Genomic DNA, 23027 nt, shown 5'->3' on the forward strand with positions numbered 1-23027 from the left:
ATTAGTTTTGAGCGGTTTCGTCTAAAATATCTTTTACTTTAATATCGGTGCCTAGTCGCTGTAAATAAGCAATTAAGGCTACGATTTCTCTATTTCGCATTTCTACGAAATCAGCACCTGAGGCCGCTTTATCAGCTTCATAAGAGGCTACAAAATCTGGGTCGTTATAAAGGCTTTTCTCGATTTGAGTACCTTGCTCTAACATATGCACTTGTGCATTAGCAATATCTTCTTCTGTATAAGGGACACCTAATGACACCATAGTTTCCATTTTCATTTCGGTAGAGGATTTATCCAATTCATCTTTAACTAACCATTGGTATGCTGGCATAATAGATCCTGTAGATGTACTCTGTGGGTCATACATGTGGTTAAAGTGCCAGTTGTCAGAATACTTGCCCCCAACGCGATGTAAATCTGGTCCAGTACGTTTACTTCCCCAAAGGAATGGGTGATCGTAAACAAATTCTCCTGCTTTAGAGTATTCACCATAACGTTCTACTTCCGATCTAAATGGACGAACCATTTGTGAGTGACAGCCCACACAACCTTCTCTAATATAAAGGTCTCTACCTTCCAGTTCTAATGGTGTGTAAGGTTTAACGGTACTGATGGTTGGTATATTAGATTTTACAACTATGGTTGGTATAATCTGCACAATACCACCAATTAAAATCGCAATCGTAGCATAAATAGTTAATTGAATTGGTTTACGCTCTAACCATGTATGCCAACCTTCTCCTGCAACTCTGTTTTTAGAAACACGTTTTAATGCAGGGGCTTCAGCCAATTCATCTGTAACTCCATGTTTAGAGCTAACAACGGTTAAAATGACATTCACCACTAATATAATCATACCCGTCAGATATAAGGTACCTCCAATGGCACGCATCCAATACATTGGCATAATTTCAGTTACAGTTTCTAAAAAGTTACCATAAACTAAAGTACCATCTGGATTAAATTGTTTCCACATACTTGCCTGTGCAAAACCAGCAACGTAGAGCGGTAATGCGTATAACATAATACCTAACGTTCCAATCCAAAAGTGAACATTTGCTAAGCCTACTGAAAACAGTTTAGTTTTAAATAACCTAGGGATTAACCAATAAATCATACCAAAGGCTAGGAAACCATTCCAAGCTAAAGCACCAACGTGTACATGAGCGATAATCCAATCGGTAAAGTGCGCAATAGCGTTTACATTTTTAAGGGATAACATTGGCCCTTCAAAGGTTGCCATACCATAACCTGTAATCGCAACAACCATGAATTTTAAAACTGGGTCTGTACGCACTTTATCCCAAGCACCACGTAAGGTTAATAATCCGTTGATCATCCCACCCCAAGATGGCATTAATAACATGATTGAGAATGCCACACCTAAATGCTGTGCCCATTCTGGTAAAGCAGTATATAATAAGTGGTGTGGTCCTGCCCAAATGTATATGAAGATTAACGACCAAAAGTGAACGATAGATAATCGATATGAATACACAGGTCGGTTCGCTGCTTTAGGAACAAAATAATACATTAACCCTAAGAATGGTGTGGTTAAGAAAAAGGCAACGGCATTATGTCCGTACCACCATTGTACTAAGGCATCTTGAACACCAGCGTAAACTGAATAACTCTTCATGCCAGTGAAACTTACCGGAAGTGCTAAACTATTAAATATATGAAGTACTGCGACCGTTACAAAGGTTGCTAAGTAAAACCATAAGGCCACATATAAGTGACGTTGACGACGCTTAATCATGGTACCAATAAGGTTAATACCAAAAGCGACCCAAATTAAAGCAATAGCAATATCTATTGGCCATTCTAGTTCTGCATATTCTTTAGACGTAGAATAACCTAAAGGTAATGTGATTGCTGCAGCAACAATAATAAGTTGCCAACCCCAGAAATTTAAGTTACTTAAAAAATCGCTAAACATTCTTGCTTTTAGGAGGCGTTGCGTAGAGTAGTAGACACCTGCAAAGATGGCATTACCCACAAATGCAAAAATCACCGCATTGGTATGTAAAGGTCGTAATCGACCAAAACTCAACCAAGAGACACCATCGGTCATGTTTGGGAATAAAAACATAAAGGCTAATATAAGCCCTACAAGCATCCCAACAACTCCCCAAAGAATGGTAGCATAAAGGAATTTTTTAACGATTTTATTATCGTAATAGAATTGTTGCATTTCCATATTTAATATAATTAGTCAGTTTTAGTTTGTTTAGATGTAGTGGTGGGTTCTTTTACCAGTTCGTCTTCAAAAAGCATGCGTACTGATGGAGTATAATCGTCATCATATTGTCCAGACTTCACTGCCATTATAAAAATGACAAAGAAAGCCACGCCAATAACGACGCTAACCGTTAATAAAACATAAATAACACTCATACCTACTGAAGTTATGCCCCAAAAGTACTATTGAGACGGTTTTGAAAACATGATAAAAATCATGTTTCCTTATTTTTAATCATTCTAATCGTTTTCCTAATACATTAGTGGCAATAGTTGTAAATAGTACAATACTAATTGAGCTTAATGGCATTAGTATGGCTGCTACAACAGGTTCTAATTGTCCGGTGATTGCAAAGTATAATCCAATAACATTGTAAAAAAATGACAATACAAAACTCCACTTAATAATTTTTATAGCTGATTTAGACGCTTGTATATAGCTATATAATTGCTTGAATTTTGAAGCATCTAAAATAGCATCACATGCTGGAGAAAAGACATTTACATCTTCTGAAATCGCAATACCAACATCACTTTGTGCCAATGCACCAGCATCATTTAATCCGTCTCCAATCATTAAAACTTTAGCGCCTTCGGATTGATGGTATTTTATAAACTCTAATTTGTCTTCGGGCTTTTGGTTGAAAATGAGTTTGGTTTTTGTTGGTAATAATTTTTTTAAATTTTCGAGTTCTCCTTCATTATCACCAGAAAGAATAATCAAATCAAAATGTTGTTTTAATTGGTTGAATAATTTTGAAACCCCTTTCCTATAACTGTTGTAAAATGTGAATTTCCCTTTATAGATATTGTTACTACTCACGTGGACCGTAGTATTTAACAGAGCGCTTGTATTTGGACTGCCAACAAAACTAGCCGAACCAATTTTCATATTCACAGTATTGTGTTTGGCTTCAATACCTTTACCAATGTGTTCTTCAAAAGCATCAAGCGTTATGATGTTATGTTCTTGTAATATGTTGTACAAGGTTCTACTTAAAGGATGGTTAGAACCTCTAAGCGAATTTTTAAGGACTATAGTTTCAGAGTCTGATAGTGATTCTCCATCGTATTCGGCATTACTATCTTTATTGGATGTAATCGTTCCTGTTTTATCAAAAATCACGGTGTTAATTTGCGCTAACTGTTCAATGACACTTGCATTTTTTACGTAGAATTTTAGCTTTCCAAATATTCGTAAGAGATTTCCAAAAGTGAAAGGAGCAGAAAGCGCAATGGCACAAGGACACGCAATAATGAGCACTGCCGTAAATACGTTCATGGCTTTGCTAGCATCTACAAAAAGCCAAAAGGCGGTTGCTATAAATGCAACTGTTAATATGGCTATCGTAAAATGTTTGCTAATGGTATTGGTAATATTCGTAAATCCGTCTTCTTTATTTTTGTTAAAGACATCATTACTCCAAAGTTGTGTGAGGTAACTTTGTTCAACGGATTTTAAGGCTTCCATTTCAATGACACCGTTGGTCTGTTTTCCACCGGCGAATAATTTGTCCCCAGACTGTTTAGAGACCGCCTGCGATTCGCCTGTAACAAAACTGTAATCTATTTTTGCTTTGCCATTAATTAAAATACCATCTACGGGAATTAATTCTTCATTCCGAATTAAAATACGATCGCCTTTTTCAATATCGTAGACCTGAATGGAATTTTCGTTTCCGTTTGTATCAATTTTAGTAATAGCGATTGGAAAATAGGATTTATAATCGCGCTCAAAGGATAAGAAATTGTAGGTTTTTTGCTGGAAGAATTTCCCAACTAAAAGAAAAAATATGAGTCCAGCTAAGCTATCAAAAAAACCAGAACCGATATCAAATATAATTTCGATGGAACTTCTAATAAACAGTACAGATACTCCAAGGGCAATAGGCACATCAATATTCAGCAGTTTGGCCTTGACACCTTTATAGGCCGAAATAAAATAATCTTGAGCCGAGTAAAATACAATAGGTAATGACATCGCAAACATTAACCAACGAAAGACGGGTTTGTATTGTTCTAGCCAAAATTCATTCACTTCAAAATACTCAGGAAACGACAAAAACATAATATTACCAAATCCGAAAGCTGCGACTCCAAGCTTATAAATTAAACTTCGGTTAATGTGTTGTTTACCAGAATTAAAATCCTCTAAGCTGATATATGGTTCATAACCGATAGAACTTAATAAGAGTACTACCGATTTTAAATTAGTTGTATCCGCATTATACGTGACTCTAACTGTTTTTTTACCAAAATTAACTTGAGAATCTGAAATATTAGGATTCAGTTTGTTGAGGTTTTCTAATATCCAAATACAAGAACTACAGTGAATATGCGGAATGTAAAGTGTGGCTATTTCTATGGAGCCATCTCTAAATTCTGTAAGCTTTTCAATAATATTTTCTTGAGATAGAAAATCGTATTTACCTTCTATTTCTTTTGGAATTGCTCCAGGAGAATTTTGTAAATCGTAATAACAGGTGAGATCGTTCTCGTTAAATATTTCGAAAACAGTCTTACAACCATTACAACAAAATGATTTATCTTGAAATGTAATTGGATGACCACCACAGTCGTCACCGCAGTGAAAACACGTTTTGTTTTCCATTGTTAATTTGCTCATTTATACCTGTAACAAAAGTCTTAAAAGTGCTTATTTTAATCTATGATAATTGTCATGTTTTGATTAACTTTGAATTTAATTGTCTTCCTATGAACAAATGTGATCAATGTATTATTAAACAGTTTAATGCTTTAAAAGCTTTAGGAAAAAACGATTTAATACGAATTTCAGGATGCAAGACCTCTAAATTTATTAGAAAAGGGGAAACACTTTTTAGAGAAGGAGAAAGTATCAATGGGATATTTTGTATAAAAGAAGGTGTTTGTAAGTTAACAAAATTGAGCGCCAATGGTAAAGACCAAATCGTCAAACTTGTTATAAGAGGTGATTTATTAGGGCAACGATCATTAGTTACTGATGAGAAGTCAAATCTTACGGCTATAGCGGTTAATGATATGGAAGTTTGCTTTATACCTAAAAACGAAATTCTTCACGATTTATCTAAAAATGCAAGCTTTTCTTTTGATATGTTGCAAGAGATGGCCAAAGAACTCAGAATTGCAGATAATATCATTGTAGATATGGCTCAAAAATCTGTAAAGCAACGTTTAGCAGATTTGCTAATGTATTTGCATTCTACTTTTGATGTGGACGACAATGGGTATTTAAGCGTTATCTTATCTAGAGAAGATTATGCTAATCTGGTAGGAACTGCTACGGAATCGGCCATTAGAATTTTGTCGCAATTTAAAAAGGATGATTTGATTTCTACAACAGGAAAACAAATAAAAGTTATAGATTTTGAAGGCCTGAGACGGGTCGAATAACAAGGTAATCTACGGATTATATGAAATTATGTAACATCAATAAAAGCACTAATGTTTTAAATTGATGTTAATGCTACTTCTTAGGAACTTGAAAAGTGGTATTTTTATAACGCTATGAAAGAAAAACCTAATAAATCGGGCTTTGTATTTAAAACTTACGAAGCGCCACATCAATCTCCGTTCGAAAAACTTTTCGAAATATTTAAGGAGCTCATCACACATACTTCCGGCGATTTTGACGAAGCTATAGATTGGTTACGTCAATTAGATAAAGAATATAAACTTACCACACCAGAGTATACCATTGATGATTTTATCGAAGACCTAAAAAACAAAGGTTATATACGCGAAGAAATTGATCCTAATGGTACAGGTGAAGGTGGACTTGCCATTACAGCAAAAACCGAACGTGCCATAAGACAACAAGCCTTAGACCAAATTTTTGGTAAAATAAAACGCAGTGGTTCAGGGAATCATAAAAGCAAAGGAGTTGGACTTGGAGATGAGCATACAGGTGATTTTAGAACGTATCAATTTGGTGATAATTTAGATAAAGTTTCTATGACCGAAAGTATTAGAAATGCACAAATTAATAATGGTATAGGTGATTTTAGCCTCACGGAAGATGATTTGGTGGTGGAAGAAACTCTTCATAAAAGTCAGATGAGTACTGTTCTAATGATAGATATTAGTCATAGTATGATTCTTTATGGTGAAGATCGAATCACTCCTGCGAAGAAAGTAGCGATGGCTTTGGCTGAATTAATTACCACACGGTATCCAAAAGACACCTTAGAGATTTTAGTATTTGGTAATGATGCTTGGCCCATTAAAATTAAAGAATTGCCATATCTAAAAGTTGGTCCATATCATACCAACACAGTTGCAGGTTTACAATTAGCGATGGATATGCTGCGACGAAAACGCAATACCAATAAACAGATATTTATGATAACCGATGGTAAGCCTAGTTGTTTGCGTATGCCAGATGGGCAATACTATAAAAACAGTAATGGCTTAGATCCGTATATTACGAATAAGTGTTACGCGATGGCACAACAGGCAAGGCGTTTGCATATTCCTATAACAACATTTATGATTGCAGAAGATCCTTATTTAATGCAGTTTATTAGAGAATTTACGCAAGCCAACCGAGGCAAAGCATTTTACACAGGCTTAAAAGGTTTAGGTGAAATGATTTTTGAAGATTACGAGAATAATAGAAAAAAGAGAATAAAAGGATAAAAAATAGAATAAAGAGCATAGAAAAGAGAAATGGCAGCGTCTATTTTTTTTATCTATAATCTCTTTGCTAATAATTGAATATGAAAATAGAAGCAATACATACACTAGGCGAATTAAAACAAGCTGGTTATCAGTCAAAATCTATAAAAGATGAGTTGAGAGATAACTTGATTGAAAATATAAAGAACAAGAAAACCACATTTGAAGGTATTCATGGTTATGAAAATACCGTAATTCCTGAATTAGAACGCGCTATTTTATCACGACATAATATTAATTTATTAGGATTAAGAGGGCAAGCCAAAACACGTTTGGCAAGGATGATGGTGAATTTGTTAGATGAATATATCCCAGTTGTAGAAGGTTCTGAGATTAATGACGATCCGTTGCAACCCATCTCAAGATTTGCAATAGAATTAAGTAAAGAAAAGGGTGACGATACTCCAATAACTTGGTTGCATAGAAGTGAGCGTTTTGCTGAAAAATTAGCGACGCCAGATGTCACAGTTGCAGATATTATCGGTGATGTAGATCCTATAAAAGCTGCGAATTTAAAATTGAGTTATGCCGATGATCGCGTGATTCATTACGGCATGATTCCAAGAGCCAATCGTTGCATTTTTGTAATCAATGAATTACCAGATTTACAAGCCAGAATACAAGTCGCATTATTTAATATTCTGCAAGAAGGCGATATACAGATTCGTGGATTTAAATTACGATTGCCTTTAGATATGCAGTTTTTGTTTACTGCAAATCCTGAAGATTATACCAATAGAGGTAGTATTGTTACTCCTTTAAAAGATAGAATTGGTTCTCAGATTTTAACGCATTATCCAGATTCAGTGGACATTGCAAAAACTATTACATCGCAAGAAGCGAAGTTAGATCTAAGACAATCCAATACCGTTTATGTCCCAGAATTAGCTAAGGATTTATTAGAGCAAATTAGTTTTGAAGCTAGAGAAAGCGAATATATAGATGTAAAAAGTGGTGTAAGTGCGCGTATGAGCATTACGGCTTTTGAAAATTTATTGAGTACAGCAGAGCGTAGAGCCTTAATTTCTGGTGATGACAAAACTTCTGTAAGACTCTCAGATTTTATTGGAGTGATTCCTGCAATAACAGGAAAAGTAGAATTGGTTTACGAAGGAGAACAAGAAGGTGCAGATTTTGTGGCGAATGAATTAATGAATAGTGCCATTAAAACTTTGTTTCCAAAGTATTTTCCAAAAGTTGAGAAATTAGAAAAGCAAGGTGAAGAAACTCCTTATGACGATTTAATTTCATGGTTTTTTAATGGAGATGGTTTTGAATTATTAGATGATGTTAATGACAGCACTTACAAATCGAAATTAGACGAGGTAAAACCTTTAGATGCATTGATTGCCGATTATCAACCCGAAATTGATTCAAAAGATGTCTATTTTGAAAAAGAATTTATTCTTTGGGGATTAACACAATTTCAAAAATTAAGTAAGTATCGGTTTTCAGAAGGTATGCAATTTAAAGATCCTTATGGAAGTTATATAAGTCGCTTGTAATTTATCTTACATCACGACTTTTAATATTAGCATCGCAGAGTTTTATAATCTCTGCGATTCTTTTTTGTTGCGTGGTTTCTCTTTTTGCTTGATTTAACCAATACAAATAGCTCTTTCTATAGCTAGGTGCAAAGTTGAGGTAATTATTGTACGCGTTAGGATTCGCCTTAAACGCTTTTTGAAGATTCTCTGGAATAATACCTTGTTCTACAGCGTCTAAAGCTGACCAACTTCCATTTTCTTTCGCTATGTTAATAGACTTATGGCCACTCTCATGTATGAGATTTTGAGCGCTCAATTCCACGATATATTTTTTATTTACAGCACTCCACACGCTTTTAGGTTGTCTAGGGCAAAAGTATTGTCTGCGTTTTCCATCGCCTAAACTTTTCACGGTAGAATCTATCCAACCAAAACAAAGCGCCACTTTTACGGCTTCTTCCCATCGCATAGAGTCATTTGCATGATCTACTTTAAAGAATATTAATTGTACACCTTTTATGGTATCGTGATTGCTGTGCAGCCATTCGCGCCATTCGATATCAGTTTTAAAATAGAGTTCCGGGGTTTTCAAAATTCAATACATTAAGAACCCGCAAGGTACTATATATCTCACAGTATTTTAAATTGGATACCTTTATTTAAGGGTATTGATTTGAAAATCTTGGTTTTACATGTCGCAGTGTTTATGATCAATTAGAAAAAGCCTGTCTAAATTGAAAAATCACATTATTAATTTCTTAAAAAACACAGGTGAGTTTTTATGAATTCTAATTCTAGAGCATTCAGATTATAAGATATTAAAAGAGGTCTAAAAATATCCATTTGAGCTAATTTAATAAACCTTAAAGTGGTAATTTCAAGGGAATCTGTCAAAATAAATTAAAAATTTTTAGACGCTACTCATGAATAAAATTGAAGATCCAACCCAACCAAAAATTAGTTTTCTTTCATTCGATATTGATAATACATTATTAGATTTCGATACGCTTCACAGTAATTTTAGAAAAATATGGAAAAAACACCAACCAAAAGATGTTCTTCTTTCCTATAATACAGGCCGCTTAATAGATGATGTGCTCAACCTCATTAATAAAGGTATTCTACCAGAACCAGATTATATTATTTCTGGTGTAGGAACGCACATTTATAACTATAACGACCAAAGTGTTATCAAAGAATTTAATGATATCCTTGATGATGGTTGGGATTTAGAAGCGGTAGAAGCTGTAATTCAAAAAGCAGAGCATCCTATAAGTGATCAACCTTCAAAATATCAACATGCTTACAAGAGAAGCTTTTTTTTCCACGATGCAAGCCCAGAGCATATTGCAAGTATAGAAGAAGATTTTGAGAATGCGAACATGAATATTAACGTTGTGTATTCAGGAGATCAATTTTTAGACATCCTTCCAAAATTTGCCAATAAAGGGAATGCCTTACAATGGTTAATCAAACACTTAAATATTAAAGCAGATGAAATCATTGTAGGAGGAGACAGTGGTAATGACTCTGCTATGTTCGATTTACCAAATATAAAAGGCATTGTAGTTGCCAATGCACACGAAGAGTTATATCAATATACAAAACACAGACAAGTTTATCATACTGAAAATGCAAAGAGTGACGGTATCATAGAAGGCTTGGTATATTATGGTGTTTTGCCTAGTAATGCACATGAAGATTCAAACATAGACCATACTGATGATTTTTTTATAAAACAAGAGCGTGAAAATTTAGCTGATGAAGATGAAGATGAGAAGGTAGCATTAATTCGTGAAGGTTATGATAAAGCGATTGAAGCCCTTAAAAAGAATATTACACCTCTAGGATTTTCGGCATGTTCTATTAAAGATAATGTCGCGCATGGAACAGATGAAAATTATTATAGTGTTTGGGCTAGGGATGGAGCGATAACTGTAATTGGTGCATTGCCATTAATACATAAGGACGAAGACATACACCAATGTGCACGACAAACCCTGTTAACATTATTTGAGCATATTTCAAGAAATGGACAAATCCCTTCTAACGTTCGTATTAAAGATAATATTCCAGATTATTCTGGAGTAGGTGGTATTTGCTCCATTGATAGTGGGATTTGGGTTGTTATAGCGTTTTATGAGTATGTAAAAGAAACTAAAGATATCGAGTTTTTAAGAACTCATATTGCAGATATAAAGGAAACTATGCGTTGGTTAGGAGCGCATGATAGTAATAATGATGCTTTACTTGAGATTCCGGAAGCTGGAGATTGGACCGATTTATTCGGGAGAAGTTATAATATTTTATATGATGAAATTCTTTGGTATCGTGCTAATGTCTGCTTTGGCAGAATGATGGAAATGTTAGGCGATCATGAAGAAGCTGGCGAATATATTAGATGGTCTCAAGTCATAAAGAAAGAAATATTACAAAACTTTTGGCCATCCACAAAACAACAATTATTTCAAGCGGTTTCATTTGCTGAGAAGCAATTTACTCTTGGCGATACCTCTTATTTAATTGCACAAACAACACCGTTTGATTTTAGTTGGCGTTGCGATACTTTAGGTAATGTACTCGCTTTTTTACATGGCACCATTGATGCCGAAAAAGCACATCAAACTTTTAAATTTATGTGGGGAGTTGGCGTTAATGATCCATTTCCTATTGCCAATGTTTACCCTGTGGTGAGTCCTGGTGATCCGGATTGGCGTCCTTATTATACCGTGAATTTATTAAATCTACCCAATCATTATCACAATGGCGGAATTTGGCCATTTGTTGGTGGCTTTTGGGTGAAATTCGTTAACAAATTAGGTTTTAAAGATATTGCCATAGCAGAGTTACATAAACTGGCGCTGATTAATAAAGAAGGTATAAATGAACCATGGGAATTTACGGAATGGGCACACGGAACTACAGGTAAACCGATGGGGAAAGCCTATCAGGCGTGGTCTGCAGCACAATATATTTCTGCTTGTCACGAATTAAAAATAATTAAATAATCACCAAAATATAAAAACTATGAAATCAATATTAATGATCTCCTTACATGGCTATGTAGGTGCAAATGCAGAATTAGGTAAACCAGATACAGGTGGGCAAGTAGTCTATGTTTTAGAACTTGCAGACCGATTTAGTAGACTTGGCAAACGAGTCGATTTAGTAACGCGCCAATTTGAAGATCAACCAGAATACGATCATGTGGATGATAATTTTAGTGTATGGAGAATTCCTTTTGGTGGTAAAGAATTTATTCGAAAGGAAGACATGCATGATCATCTTAAAAAGTTTGTGACCAACACTTTGGCAGCCATTAAAAAAGAGCGAAAAAAATATGATATTGTGTACTCTCACTATTGGGATGCAGGCTGGGCAGGACAAAAAATAGCTGAAGAATTAGGCATTTCTCATGTGCATACACCGCATTCATTAGGTTGGTGGAAACAACATTCTATGGGAAGCGATATGGATGAAAAGAAAATGGAAGCAACCTACCGTTTTAAAGAACGTATCCGTAAAGAATATTTTGTGTATCAAATGTGTAATCATGTTATTGCGACAACCTTACCTCAGGTCGATTTATTAGTACAGCAATATGATGTGTTACCAAGAAACTGTAGTATGGTACCACCAGGTATTGACGAAAATCGCTTTTTTCCAGTGCCAACGAAAGAAAATGATAAAATTAGGGCAAAGTATGACATCCATCCCACAGATATTTTAGCGTTAGGAAGAATGGCGCATAATAAAGGGTATGATTTATTGATAAAAGCCTTACCAACTGTGTTTGATTTGTGCCCTGAAGCGCGATTAGTTGCAGCCGTTGGAGGGGATTCAGATCAGGATAAACAAGGGATTAAAAAATTAAAAAAATTAGCTAATGAGCTAGGCGTTCAAGATAAAATTAAGTGGAAAAATTATATTGCAGATGAAGATTTAGCCAACGTTTACCGTTCTGCTAATATTTTTGCTATGCCTTCAAGATACGAGCCTTTTGGTATGGTTGCTATTGAAGCTATGGCTTGCGGAACACCAAGTGTGGTTACAGTCCATGGTGGATTATACGATTTAATAGACTTTGGTAATCAGGCGTTATTTGCAGATCCGCATCGTCCTGTGGAATTTGGTGCCATGCTATCCATGCCACTTTTATACCCAACCTTAAGAAATGAGATATCTGTTGAAGGAGCACGTTTTGCGCGTCGTAATTTTGGTTGGACGGGTATTGCAAAACGTATTTTAGAGAAATTTAGAAATTCTATTAATCAACGTACCATGGAATCCAATATTTATTAGAAAGTGATGGTTGTGTGATTTTGATTGTTATTATGATTTTGAATTTGAAGTGGCTATTTTTATTTTGACGTCAGTTCCTTAATTTGAAAAACACTGCTAAATCCTTATTTTAAATTTCTTTCGAATTTACATAAAAATTTCGGTCAATATTAAGTGGTATTTTGCTTGACTTTATGTTTAGAGATTGCCATTCTGCCTTAGGGTAAATCCATAGTTTGTCATTTCCAATTAATACTTTCAAGGGCATGTCAAACTGGTTAACAATGTTTATCCAACGGTACTTCAATTTACCATTTTTTATTGAATATTCTAAGGTCGGAATTTTGGTGGTTCTCAAATATTGATCAAAGAATTCAGTTAAGTCAATACCTGATTGCCGACTTAAATAATCTTCAATTTGTTTGGTTGTTACTGTTTGATGATAGAATTCAGAATTTAAACCTCTCAGCATTTGTCTCCATTTTTCATCATCTTCAATAAGTTGACGAAGTGTATGCAATATGTTCGCTCCTTTATAATACATATCGCTAGAACCTTGATGGTTTACATTGTATGTGCCAATTAAAGGTTTGTCATTTTGAATGTTTTTACGCGTACCAATGACGTAATCTGCAGAAGCTTCTTTTCCATAATAGTAATCAAGAAAAAGGTTTTCTGAATAAGAGGTGAAGCCTTCATGAATCCACATGTCAGCAATATCTTTGTTGGTAATGTTATTGGCGAACCATTCGTGTCCAGCTTCGTGGATAATTATAAAATCAAATTTTAAACCCCAACCTGTTCCAGATAAATCGCTTCCTAAATACCCTTGTTTGTACTGGTTGCCATAGGTCACAGAACTTTGGTGTTCCATACCTAAATAAGGAACTTCAACGAGTTTAAAACTATCTTCGTAAAACGGATAAGGTCCAAACCAATGTTCAAACGCTTTCATCATTTTAGGTGCATCTTTAAAATGATTTTTGGCAAGTTCTAGATGATCTTTAAGCACATAATAGTTGAGGTCTAAATCACCCTTCTCACCGTCGTAAACTTCGGAGAAATTAGCATAATCCCCAATATTTACATTAACTCCGTAGTTGTTAATTGGGTTACTAACAAACCAATGCGACGTAACGGTGTTGTTATCATTTTCGATTAATGTTCTAAGTCTTCCGTTAGAGACATTCGTCAACCCTTTTGGATTGGTAACACTAATGAGCATACTATCCACTTCATCGTACATGTGGTCTTTATTAGGCCACCAAACACTAGCACCTAAACCTTGACAAGATGTGGCGATAAAATGTTTGCCATTCTGATCTTTTTTCCACGAAAATCCACCATCCCAAGGAGCGCGTTTGGCTTCTCTTGGATGACCCTTATAATAAACATCAATTGAATTTATATCTCCACTATTTTGATTGGTTTTCAGTGTTATGAAATGTGTATTGCCTTCATGTTTTACATCTAATTCTTTTCCATTTTGAAGAACCTTCGTTATTTCCAAAGGCTCTTGCAAATCGATTTGCATCACCTGATGTGATTTCAAAACTTTATATTGAATAGTGTTTTTTCCAGAAATGAATTTGTCTTCAGGTTTAACTTCAATATCTAAATGGTAGTAGATTAAATCCCACCATTCACGTTCTGGAGTGATGCTGCCTCTCAGCGTATCTTGTTTTGTAAATCTGCCTTTATCTTGAAGCAATTGGGCTTGGACAGTAGAAAATGCCAATGCAAATAGTACGAGTAATTTAATTTTCAATTTTGAATCGCTTTTAATTTCAAGTATTTGTAAAACATAAATCCTGCCAATATTAAATTTAATCCAAGATATAAGGATCCAAAAATAACGAGGTTTTTCCAATTCTGATTAATAGTGTTAAATTCTGATAGCTCTGAAATCAATGCTAAAACCATAAATAAGGTTAGAAGTAATACGGTAGCTGAAATGACTATGCCTAAGGTTGCATTTTTCTTAATAATTTGAAAAACAAGAATCGTCAATAAGCCAATGGCAATAGGATTAAAAAGATTAGGCGTTAAAAACCAATAATATAATACAGAAAGGATTAAAAATAGTTCTGAGATAAAGAATTTTAGTTTTTTAAACATGATTATAATATGGCTTTTAGATTCTTGCCTGCTCAGTGATGACAGAAATATTATCTTAAAATTTTATTTGGAAAGACCACCACACTCTCATGGCCATCTTCACTTATAGCGGCAACTCCAAAAAAGGCATTATCAATGACGATGCCGTCTAAAGTAAACTCGGTAATGTTTTCTACATAGCGACTGTGATCCCAAGTTGGTGAGGTGGTATCTCTCCAATAGATTTTATACCCTTTAGCTTCTTCAACTTTAGACCATTTTAATTTAGCAGATGCTTCAACAATACCACCAATACTTACTTCCGTTGGTGACGGTGGAGCAGAAGCAAGGCTTGCCATAGTGATGGCATTGACAGTCGTTAATTTTTTGCAATACGGAAAGTTAACATGCTCAAAGGTATCTCCGTAATTGATTCCGTTTTCAGTTCTAATATCTTGATGTTGTTTAGTATAATTTTCATGAGCTTCCATAATTCTTATACCAGCAAAACCAGCATCGTTAAAAGGTCTATGATGGCCACCACGACCAAACCGGTCTAATCTGTAAACTAACATCGGATTCATTTCAGGCATATAAGTTTGAGTGGTTTTAAATACATAACGTGCTAATTGACGTGATGTACCATCAACTTCTCCTCCATAAAAACGACGTGCTCTAGCTTGACTTGCTAATGTTTCAGGATCTGTTTCAGCGGTTGTGATGGGTTCTGAAAATATTCGGAAGGTTCGATTGTCAACTACACCATCGACACCAGAAATATTGCCAATCATGTCATTATTTAAAACACCAATAATGTCCCAATTGTTGTCTTGAGCATATTGTGCTAAACCTTGGCCTCCAAACAACCCTTGTTCTTCACCAGACAGTCCAACATAAATAATACTATTCTCAAATTTATATTGAGATAATACACGTGCAGCTTCTAAGGCTCCAGCCATTCCTGTAGCGTTATCATTCGCTCCTGGTGCATCAGATGTAAAATCATTTGGATCTGTGACTCTCGAATCGATGTCTCCACTCATTATAATAAACCGATTGGGATATTTAGTACCACGTTGAATAGCGACCACATTAACGACCATAACATCTTTTACGATGCGTTGATTCTCTCCTTTTTTTACTAAATCCTTTTGATAGAAAACCTCCAAACAGTTGTCACAACCTTTTGAAATGGTTTCAAATTCCGATTTTATCCAACGACGAGCTGCACCAATGCCTCTCGTATTTGAAATAGTATCGCTTAGTGTATGTCTTGTTCCAAAATCGACTAAAGTTTGGACATCCTTTTTTAAACGTTCTTCGGAAATCGCATTAATGATATCGTAGATGTTTTGGTCTGTTTGTGCACCGAGTAGGATAGAGACCATTAGGAATATTGAGCTGAATGCGATTTTCATAGTATTAAAATTATTAATCGATTAATTGTAAAGTTCCGAAAATATTGGCATCAATCCAACCACGATTTTTATCTTCGCCTTCAACAGGAATAGACCCTATAAAGTTTTCACGTTCTAAACTTTTGTCATTATCACAGTAGGCAATGGCAAAGCCTATTTTTTTGTTAGCACTTAAGTTTACAGGTGTATTTTCTCCGTTGTCGTTGTATGAATCATCATAGAGTGCCATTTTTACTTCCCAAATGGTAGTATTTCCTGTAGTTATATTTTTAGATTCTATATGTGAGTTGTAAAGTTTACCAGTTTTTTCAGTAGACATATCAACCACATTACCATCTAAAGCAATATGATAGGCGAAGGCGTTGTGATTGTATTGGTGTTCACCACCACTATTATCTTCATCAACGAAAATTTCTAAACAATCGTCATCCCACCATCGCACTAACGGATCTTCAATGGTATCAATTAAAGTATCGTCTTGTATTTCGGCTAAAACATAAAGTGCATCATCAGTCCAGCTTAATTTAAAACGCCCTGAATAATCATTTTCAGTCAGCGAATCACCTAACCAAACTTGGTCTAAAGCATACCAAGGACTTTTTGCCCAAGCAGAATCGTTAGCTATTCCATCAATTGTAATAGGCGTTTTAGCTTTATAAACCTCTCGTAATTGCTTTTCAATTTTAGTTGATATTGTGCTTTGAGATCCTTCTTTTACAGTCGATTCTTCTACTTTTTTAGAAGTTTCATTTTTACAATTGAAAACTAAAACTAAAAGTAGTAGGAGGTAGGTGGCTTTTTTCATGGGTTATTTTTTGTAATTAAATTTTACGGTGTCTACAGTATTATCTTCATTTTTTATATCAACATAGACATTCATTTCAGTAGCACTAATTTTTTGAAAGGACATACCTTCAAAAACAACTTTATTTTCTGTGATTTCTTTTAAAGGAAAGTCGATAGTTTCATCCTTTGTTTCCCAGCCTTTAAGATCTGGACCGAAATGCTTTAATTGGAGAATTAATGAATTTTCGACTTCTCGGATAACTTCTATTTCGTAAAAGGTAACTTTTCCGTCGTTAATTAATTTAAAGGTTGCCATCATGGATCCACCAGAAGGTTCACTCCATATTTCTTCAGTGATGCCACCAAAGGCTTCACCATACCATGTACCAGCAATCCAAGCGATGTTTTCTAGTTTAGGTTCGAGTTGGTTTTGGCTTTGGGTTGTACAACCAAACGAAAAGGCAATTAGTAAGAAAATAATTGATCTCATTGATGAATTTTTATCTTGTATTGTATTATGTAAAGATAGAAATTACATGATAGAATCCGGTTATAAACAAAATAATAAGTCCAATGGCCAAAAGACTAATAGCACGTTTCACATTTTTAAATTTCCAATCAGATATTTTTGAAATACTAAAAATCGGTTATCCTAAATGTATGAACAATTCACTTTGGTCTTTATTTTTTTATGAAAGATTCTTGAAAATTCTTTAATATCTACAACTATTGTAATTTCTAGTAGAACCTCTGTAGTTCGTTTGATTCTTTTGGTGGGTTCTAGTTTCAATTCAGATATGATCCTTGTCTGCTTTTTTACGGATGTATGTAAATCTATTTTATCTCCTTCTTATATCTCGTAGATTGATTTACAAAATCTAATACGTTATTATTCATGCATTTCTTTTAAAGCAACACAGCAGGTGGTAAGGTTGTGCATTTCTAAATTGCCTCCAGTCGCTCTTGCCAATTCGGCGTTAGAGAACATGCCTACCATAGGAACGTTCCATACATTTTTAATCCCTTCAATTTCGTCATTCATCAGTGGTCCAAGGGATAAAATGCGTCCACCACAACTAAACACCACTAAAGCGTCTGCTTCGGGCATTTCGGTATCTTTTAAATATTGTACGCCTTGAATCACTTTGTCCATGACATCAAAATCTGGTGGTAATGAAAAGCGTACTTTAGAGCTTTGAGGTACAGTGCCACTGCAATAAAAGGAACGGTCGTTCCAATCTATAACGAGACCAGGGCGCATTACAGGATCTCCTTTTTCTCTTTGTAGTTGCAAGGGGAAATTGGCAGCAATTTCTAAAATGATATCGTCATTTTCCTGAGTTACATTTTCGATGCCTCCATATTTTGCCGTAATATCTAAAACAGGAACGTTATCTATGGTATAAACATGATTACCTTCACTTTTTGTGACAGTTTTTTCTGTGCCAACGGCTTTCCAACCACATGTAGCCACTCCTTTAATTTTTATATAATTTTCGTCTAAAGCAAGTACAAGCGTGCCTCTATTGCTTTCTTTTTTATTAGTAAATACATATTGATCCAGAAATGCGTAATCGTCTCCTGCCATACCCCCAAAGATATTAACATGCTTACCTATAATAGCTTCAAAGCCAAATAATAATTGTTCGGCATCAGTTTCTAAATGACTTGCGGAAATAAAGAACGCTGGTTTCTCAAATTCTGATGCTGCACTAAATGCAATATTTTGAGCCACTTCACGATAGTTTTTTTCTTGAAATTCTTCAAAGTAAATTTTAAAATGTTCAAGCTTCATGTCTAGCAATAATATTGCAGTCGATTGATTTTCAGTGTTTTCGTCAATGAATTCTCCGTTTGTAGTCGATCCAAAAACGGAGATATTTTTTGAATCTAATAGTTCTCTAATAGCGTTACGATCTTGATTTATAGATAGAAATACAATGGCTAATGTAGGTTTGAAGCCGTCATGTAAACTTTGCTGAAGGGCAGCTTTAATGGATGCTATGGACTTTCCTTTAATTGATTTTGATTTCATGTGGGGGATAATGCATTTATTTAAATTTCAAAGGCTATTAATCAATTTAGTGTAATGCAATGTTTCAAAATAGTGCAAATTATAATGATTGTCAATCACATATTAATGTGATATTGAGTGGTAAGTTAAAATTTATTTAAGAATAAATTAACTTGGGACAAGTTTTAAGTTTTTAAAGCATAGCGTCAGCCAATTTTACCGTCGTTATTAATATCTCTTCCAGAGCGTTCTTCTAGTATCTGAAGTGTTTTTAAAAGCAATGCTTTGGTAGTAGAAAGTTCCTTTTCTAGTTCGGCTACACGTTCTTCTAACGATTCTGCTTTACCTTTTTGGTCAGCTAGTTGGCTTTGTTGGATTAAATCCCAAAATAGTCCCATTGTGGTTGTTTTTTTTAAAGTAGGGATTGTTAGTTGTAGTTTTGGATTGGTAATATTGTTGTTTATCAGTTACATGGTGTTATTTTATTTTAAATAAGTGACAGCGGAAATTAGTCCGTTTTCGATTTCGTAAATAGCAACAGTATATTCAGTTGTGTCGTTCTTGGTTGTTTTTATTTTATCAATAACCTTATTACCAATGATTATTCTGTGTACGATTTCGGCATATAAATTTGGTGTCGTTTCTAAAAGTGCGATGTACTGATCTCGTAATGCTGTTCTGCCGTCAATGGATAGCTCGTTAGGGAAGTCATATACCTTTACATCTGTTGCGTAGGTTCTACCATAGGCCTTAATATCTTTTTCATTAAACATTTCAATTTGCTCATTTATTAAGGCTTCTTGTTTCTTTTTTAATTTAGAATTCGCAATAACAGTCATCGTTGTAATTTCGTTATCCTTGGTTTCATAAATAGTGACTTGTCGTTTCGTTGCATTATTCAAAGTGACCAATTCTTCATCTATCACAATATTTTTTAAAGTAATTCTACTGACTACTTTGATATTTGATTTTTCATTATTTTCAAAAAAAGATTCATAATGTTCTTCAAGTTTATCTCTTCCGTAATACAAGATGTTAGCTGGAAACGCTTTCACAATAACATTGACATTAAACGCATTTGTAAAAGCCATTACATCTCTAGTATTGAAAGGTTCAATATGTCTGTCAACAATTTGTGCGGCTTGGTCCTCAATTAATTTGAGATTGGGATCCATAAGGCTTGAAGCATTATAATTTTCTGCCACATCTCCAGCAATTAATAATTTTGAATCTGTTGCGTTAATAGCTAAGCGCGTTATGTTTTTAATGCCGTCCTCAGATAAATCTCTAACTTTCTTCCAATTATTATCCTTTTGGAGTGTTAATTTGTAAAGTACACTCCCTTTGCCAGATAGTAGATTCTTATTATTTAGCCAACAGATATCTTCGACGCCTTTTATTGTGTTAGCAATAAGCTTTGTAGCTCCGGTTAATGGATTAAGTGATCTAATCTGCCACACTTTAGCATTTGATTTTGAAATATAACTAACGAGGTTAGAATTTGGTATTTTATGAAAAGAACGTCCCACATTAGACGCCAATTTTTTATTCGTCTCATTTTTAATATCGTGAACATATAAATTTAAGGCGTCTCCTTCAATTACGGCAGAGACGATTGTGTTTTCGTCAAACCAAGTATAGTAGGCAACAACTAATTCTTTTATAAGTTCAGTGGATTCTCCATTGCTTAAATCGTATGCATATAAGCGTTGTTTACCATCGCTATCTAAGCGTACTGCCGAGATGCTATTTTTATTCGGGATTTTTAAAGGGGTGTATTCTCCTCCTTCAGTGGAATTGATCCAAGTTTTAATGAAATTTGATATGTCGTAGGTTGCAATATCGGTTTGATTATGTCTTGTTGAAGCAAATACGATAGTATTTCCATGTACAAATGCTGGTTGATTATCATAGCCAGGATTGTTGGAAATGTTCTTACCATCGCGGATTTCAATCTTTGAATTATTGGTGTTGACATCAAAAAGGAAGATTTCTGTATTCGCTTGTGCAAAATTTAATAGAGGTAGTAAAATTATGATAATCAGTATGTAACGCATGGTAATTTGTTTTTTTAAAGATAGAAATTTTATAATTCATTTGCATATTAATTTTTTGTTACTACATTTGTAGTATTAAAACTGTGTTTGTGGATATAAAACAATTGAATAAGTCTGAGCTTCAAATTATGAAGTATTTATGGATGCTTGAAAAAGGATTTATGAAAGACATTGTAGAAAAGTTTCCTGAACCAAGACCAGCATACACCACGATTTCAACATTGTTAAAACGAATGGTTGATAAGGAGTATATAGGTTTTGAACGTTTAGGTAGAGATAAACAATATTTTCCGATTCTAAAGAAAAATGATTATTTCTCGAAGCAGGTGAATGGCATGATTCAACATTTTTTTAATGATTCTAAAGCGCAATTCGCTTCGTTTTTTACAAAAAATGCTGATTTGTCCATGCAAGAATTGGAAGAACTTCAGGTATTGCTAAAGCAGAAAATGGATCAAAAGAAAGCCAATGATTAGTTATTTTATCTATACCATGATTAGTTTGGGCTGTTCTTATGCGGTTTATGTTTTATTACTTAGAAGGCAAAAAACCTTTCAGTTTAATCGGTTTTTTCTTTTAAGTGCTTTGGTATTGTGTTTAGCAGCTCCGTTTATAGAATTTGAACTGTTTAAAGCTGTTCCTAGTATTACTCAAATTCCATTAGAAAATTTCACCAAAACAGACATCTTAATAGATACAGTAGAGAGTATTGAAATAGGTGAGGAGGTAACCGTTACCTCTAATCGTACTCATCCGATTACAATCATTTATATCACAATTTCTCTTTTGTTATTCGTCCGGTTTTTAAAGAATCTATTTCAACTATATAGGCTTACTAGAGCTAATTTTGAAACCATTGGTAAACTTAAAGTCATAAAGACTTCAGATTCAGATATGGTGGCTAGTTTTTTTAATTATATGTTTTTGCCTAGTCATCATAATTTACCAGAAGATGACGTTAACAGTATTGTAGCTCACGAAACCGTGCACAGTAAAGAATTGCATACTTTAGACATTATACTCTTAGAATTTTTGAGTTGTGTGTTTTGGTTGAATCCGTTTATATGGTTATACAAAAAAGCAATTTTACAGAATCATGAGTTTATCGCTGATGAAAAGTCAGTGTCATCTGGTATTGATATCGAAAATTATTCAAATACCATCATTAATTTAGGACAAAAGGACTACCGCGTTCCTCTTACTAGCGGATTTAATTTCATTCAAATCAAAAATCGAATTATTATGTTACATCAATCAAAATCGTCAGTATTAAATCGTACTTTAAAAATTACCTCAGTCATTTTTCTATTTTCAGGTATTTTTGCACTTAGCTCTTGCAAAGATTTAGATGATACATTATCTACTGAGCCATTAGTGGTTGTTATAGACGCAGGACATGGAGGAAAAGATTCAGGACATTTTAGCGAACATGAAGTCGAAAAGACAATTATTCTTCAGATTACAAATTTATTAGCCTCTCTTAGCAATGACAAGGTTGAAATTGTATTAACTCGGAATAATGATAAGTTTGTGGAGTTAAGTGAGCGAGCAGATTTTATAAACAATATACAACCAAACTTGTTTTTAAGTTTACATTGTAATGCGCATAGTGATGCATCTATCAGCGGAACAGAAGCTTATTTCAATCCTAAACTTCAGGATGCTGAAACTAGCCTTAAATATGCCGATGTTTTAATTAAGCATCAACTAGATAATTTTGCAAGTAGAGGCGTAAAAGAAGCATCAGGATTTTATCTTTTAAAGAATACAACAGTTCCTGGGGTATATCTAGAGTTAGGTTTTCTTACCAATGAAAGAGATAGAGTAGTGCTTACCGATAAAAGAGAACAACTCAAAATTGCAAAATCTATATACGAAGGGTTATTAGAAATAAGAAATAGTAAATAATATAAAAAAGCCAATTCAACCCAAATCATGACAGGGAAGAATTGGCTTTTAACCATTCAAC

At 34.4% G+C, this 23027-nt stretch carries 19 protein-coding genes; 7 read left to right on the forward strand and 12 right to left on the reverse strand.

Going from position 1 to position 23027, the window contains the following annotated elements; genetic code table 11:
• Position 1: 1 nt before the first annotated feature.
• The 3 genes from ccoN to KO515_RS15535 form a co-directional block, all read right to left on the reverse strand.
• Complete coding sequence (gene ccoN, locus KO515_RS15525) at positions 2–2200, reverse strand: cytochrome-c oxidase, cbb3-type subunit I (protein WP_215937257.1); 2199 nt, start codon at positions 2198–2200, stop codon at positions 2–4.
• Between the two features lie 11 nt (positions 2201–2211).
• Entirely contained in the window at positions 2212–2397 is a 186-nt protein-coding gene (gene ccoS / locus KO515_RS15530) for a cbb3-type cytochrome oxidase assembly protein CcoS (RefSeq protein WP_215937258.1), read from the reverse strand.
• Positions 2398–2476: 79 nt separating this feature from the next.
• Positions 2477–4852 (reverse strand): heavy metal translocating P-type ATPase, encoded by a 2376-nt coding sequence (locus tag KO515_RS15535; RefSeq protein WP_215937327.1) that lies wholly within the window; start codon positions 4850–4852, stop codon positions 2477–2479.
• 104 nt (positions 4853–4956) lie between these two features.
• On the opposite strand from KO515_RS15535, the gene KO515_RS15540 reads away from it, so the two are divergent.
• The 3 genes from KO515_RS15540 (at position 4957) to KO515_RS15550 (ending at position 8423) form a co-directional block, all read left to right on the forward strand.
• Entirely contained in the window at positions 4957–5634 is a 678-nt protein-coding gene (locus KO515_RS15540; RefSeq protein WP_215937259.1) for a Crp/Fnr family transcriptional regulator, read from the forward strand.
• A 114-nt stretch (positions 5635–5748) separates the two neighbouring features.
• The gene (locus KO515_RS15545) at positions 5749–6879 is read left to right on the forward strand and encodes a vWA domain-containing protein (protein ID WP_215937260.1); all 1131 of its coding nucleotides are present in this window, start codon (positions 5749–5751) and stop codon (positions 6877–6879) included.
• Positions 6880–6959: 80 nt separating this feature from the next.
• Positions 6960–8423: a magnesium chelatase gene (locus tag KO515_RS15550; RefSeq protein ID WP_215937261.1), complete on the forward strand. Its 1464-nt coding sequence runs from the start codon at positions 6960–6962 to the stop codon at positions 8421–8423.
• A gap of 1 nt (position 8424) precedes the next feature.
• Here the strand turns inward: KO515_RS15550 and KO515_RS15555 are convergent, their stop codons facing one another.
• On the reverse strand, positions 8425–8997 hold the full coding sequence (locus KO515_RS15555; protein ID WP_215937262.1) for a YdeI/OmpD-associated family protein: 573 nt from the start codon (positions 8995–8997) through the stop codon (positions 8425–8427).
• A gap of 331 nt (positions 8998–9328) precedes the next feature.
• On the opposite strand from KO515_RS15555, the gene KO515_RS15560 reads away from it, so the two are divergent.
• Both KO515_RS15560 and KO515_RS15565 read left to right on the forward strand, forming a co-directional pair.
• Complete coding sequence (locus tag KO515_RS15560) at positions 9329–11413, forward strand: HAD-IIB family hydrolase (RefSeq protein ID WP_215937263.1); 2085 nt, start codon at positions 9329–9331, stop codon at positions 11411–11413.
• A 19-nt stretch (positions 11414–11432) separates the two neighbouring features.
• Positions 11433–12707, forward strand: a complete 1275-nt coding sequence (locus KO515_RS15565) for a glycosyltransferase (protein ID WP_215937264.1) — start codon at positions 11433–11435, stop codon at positions 12705–12707.
• A gap of 109 nt (positions 12708–12816) precedes the next feature.
• Here the strand turns inward: KO515_RS15565 and KO515_RS15570 are convergent, their stop codons facing one another.
• The 8 genes from KO515_RS15570 to KO515_RS15605 form a co-directional block, all read right to left on the reverse strand.
• Entirely contained in the window at positions 12817–14454 is a 1638-nt protein-coding gene (locus KO515_RS15570) for a M1 family metallopeptidase (protein ID WP_436800013.1), read from the reverse strand.
• Positions 14451–14804, reverse strand: coding sequence for a hypothetical protein (locus KO515_RS15575; protein ID WP_215937265.1), 354 nt, complete (start codon positions 14802–14804; stop codon positions 14451–14453). The genes KO515_RS15570 and KO515_RS15575 overlap by 4 nt, the downstream gene beginning before the upstream one ends.
• 50 nt (positions 14805–14854) lie before the next feature.
• A complete protein-coding gene (locus KO515_RS15580) occupies positions 14855–16201 on the reverse strand; it encodes a M28 family peptidase (protein ID WP_215937266.1) in 1347 nt (448 codons plus the stop codon).
• 13 nt (positions 16202–16214) lie between these two features.
• On the reverse strand, positions 16215–17006 hold the full coding sequence (locus KO515_RS15585; protein WP_215937267.1) for a CBM9 family sugar-binding protein: 792 nt from the start codon (positions 17004–17006) through the stop codon (positions 16215–16217).
• A 3-nt stretch (positions 17007–17009) separates the two neighbouring features.
• A complete protein-coding gene (locus KO515_RS15590) occupies positions 17010–17477 on the reverse strand; it encodes a DUF6265 family protein (RefSeq protein WP_215937268.1) in 468 nt (155 codons plus the stop codon).
• A gap of 399 nt (positions 17478–17876) precedes the next feature.
• Positions 17877–19022 (reverse strand): FIST signal transduction protein, encoded by a 1146-nt coding sequence (locus KO515_RS15595; RefSeq protein ID WP_215937269.1) that lies wholly within the window; start codon positions 19020–19022, stop codon positions 17877–17879.
• 185 nt (positions 19023–19207) lie between these two features.
• Positions 19208–19399, reverse strand: a complete 192-nt coding sequence (locus tag KO515_RS15600; protein WP_215937270.1) for a hypothetical protein — start codon at positions 19397–19399, stop codon at positions 19208–19210.
• Between the two features lie 84 nt (positions 19400–19483).
• Positions 19484–21058 carry a nuclear transport factor 2 family protein gene (locus KO515_RS15605; protein WP_215937271.1) on the reverse strand — a complete coding sequence of 525 codons (1575 nt, stop codon included), beginning with the start codon at positions 21056–21058 and terminating at the stop codon, positions 19484–19486.
• Between the two features lie 89 nt (positions 21059–21147).
• Between KO515_RS15605 and KO515_RS15610 the strand changes: the two genes are divergently transcribed.
• Both KO515_RS15610 and KO515_RS15615 read left to right on the forward strand, forming a co-directional pair.
• Positions 21148–21534 carry a BlaI/MecI/CopY family transcriptional regulator gene (locus KO515_RS15610; RefSeq protein ID WP_215937272.1) on the forward strand — a complete coding sequence of 129 codons (387 nt, stop codon included), beginning with the start codon at positions 21148–21150 and terminating at the stop codon, positions 21532–21534.
• A complete protein-coding gene (locus KO515_RS15615; RefSeq protein WP_215937273.1) occupies positions 21527–22966 on the forward strand; it encodes a M56/M15 family metallopeptidase in 1440 nt (479 codons plus the stop codon). Before KO515_RS15610 ends, KO515_RS15615 begins: the two co-directional genes overlap by 8 nt.
• Positions 22967–23027: the final 61 nt, after the last annotated feature.

This window comes from Winogradskyella psychrotolerans, from assembly GCF_018860545.1.
Lineage (GTDB): Bacteria > Bacteroidota > Bacteroidia > Flavobacteriales > Flavobacteriaceae > Winogradskyella > Winogradskyella psychrotolerans_A.

What these genes read in the sequence shown, in the direction of transcription:
- KO515_RS15605 (WP_215937271.1), bottom strand. Translation starts at nt 21,058, where the DNA reads ATGCGTTACATACTGATTATCATAATTTTACTACCTCTATTAAATTTT.
- KO515_RS15580 (WP_215937266.1), bottom strand. Translation starts at nt 16,201, where the DNA reads ATGAAAATCGCATTCAGCTCAATATTCCTAATGGTCTCTATCCTACTC.
- KO515_RS15585 (WP_215937267.1), bottom strand. Translation starts at nt 17,006, where the DNA reads ATGAAAAAAGCCACCTACCTCCTACTACTTTTAGTTTTAGTTTTCAAT.
- ccoN (WP_215937257.1), bottom strand. Translation starts at nt 2,200, where the DNA reads ATGGAAATGCAACAATTCTATTACGATAATAAAATCGTTAAAAAATTC.
- KO515_RS15590 (WP_215937268.1), bottom strand. Translation starts at nt 17,477, where the DNA reads ATGAGATCAATTATTTTCTTACTAATTGCCTTTTCGTTTGGTTGTACA.
- KO515_RS15550 (WP_215937261.1), top strand. Translation starts at nt 6,960, where the DNA reads ATGAAAATAGAAGCAATACATACACTAGGCGAATTAAAACAAGCTGGT.
- KO515_RS15595 (WP_215937269.1), bottom strand. Translation starts at nt 19,022, where the DNA reads ATGAAATCAAAATCAATTAAAGGAAAGTCCATAGCATCCATTAAAGCT.
- KO515_RS15545 (WP_215937260.1), top strand. Translation starts at nt 5,749, where the DNA reads ATGAAAGAAAAACCTAATAAATCGGGCTTTGTATTTAAAACTTACGAA.
- KO515_RS15565 (WP_215937264.1), top strand. Translation starts at nt 11,433, where the DNA reads ATGAAATCAATATTAATGATCTCCTTACATGGCTATGTAGGTGCAAAT.
- KO515_RS15560 (WP_215937263.1), top strand. Translation starts at nt 9,329, where the DNA reads ATGAATAAAATTGAAGATCCAACCCAACCAAAAATTAGTTTTCTTTCA.
- KO515_RS15575 (WP_215937265.1), bottom strand. Translation starts at nt 14,804, where the DNA reads ATGTTTAAAAAACTAAAATTCTTTATCTCAGAACTATTTTTAATCCTT.
- KO515_RS15600 (WP_215937270.1), bottom strand. Translation starts at nt 19,399, where the DNA reads ATGGGACTATTTTGGGATTTAATCCAACAAAGCCAACTAGCTGACCAA.
- KO515_RS15615 (WP_215937273.1), top strand. Translation starts at nt 21,527, where the DNA reads ATGATTAGTTATTTTATCTATACCATGATTAGTTTGGGCTGTTCTTAT.
- KO515_RS15540 (WP_215937259.1), top strand. Translation starts at nt 4,957, where the DNA reads ATGAACAAATGTGATCAATGTATTATTAAACAGTTTAATGCTTTAAAA.
- KO515_RS15535 (WP_215937327.1), bottom strand. Translation starts at nt 4,852, where the DNA reads ATGGAAAACAAAACGTGTTTTCACTGCGGTGACGACTGTGGTGGTCAT.
- ccoS (WP_215937258.1), bottom strand. Translation starts at nt 2,397, where the DNA reads ATGAGTGTTATTTATGTTTTATTAACGGTTAGCGTCGTTATTGGCGTG.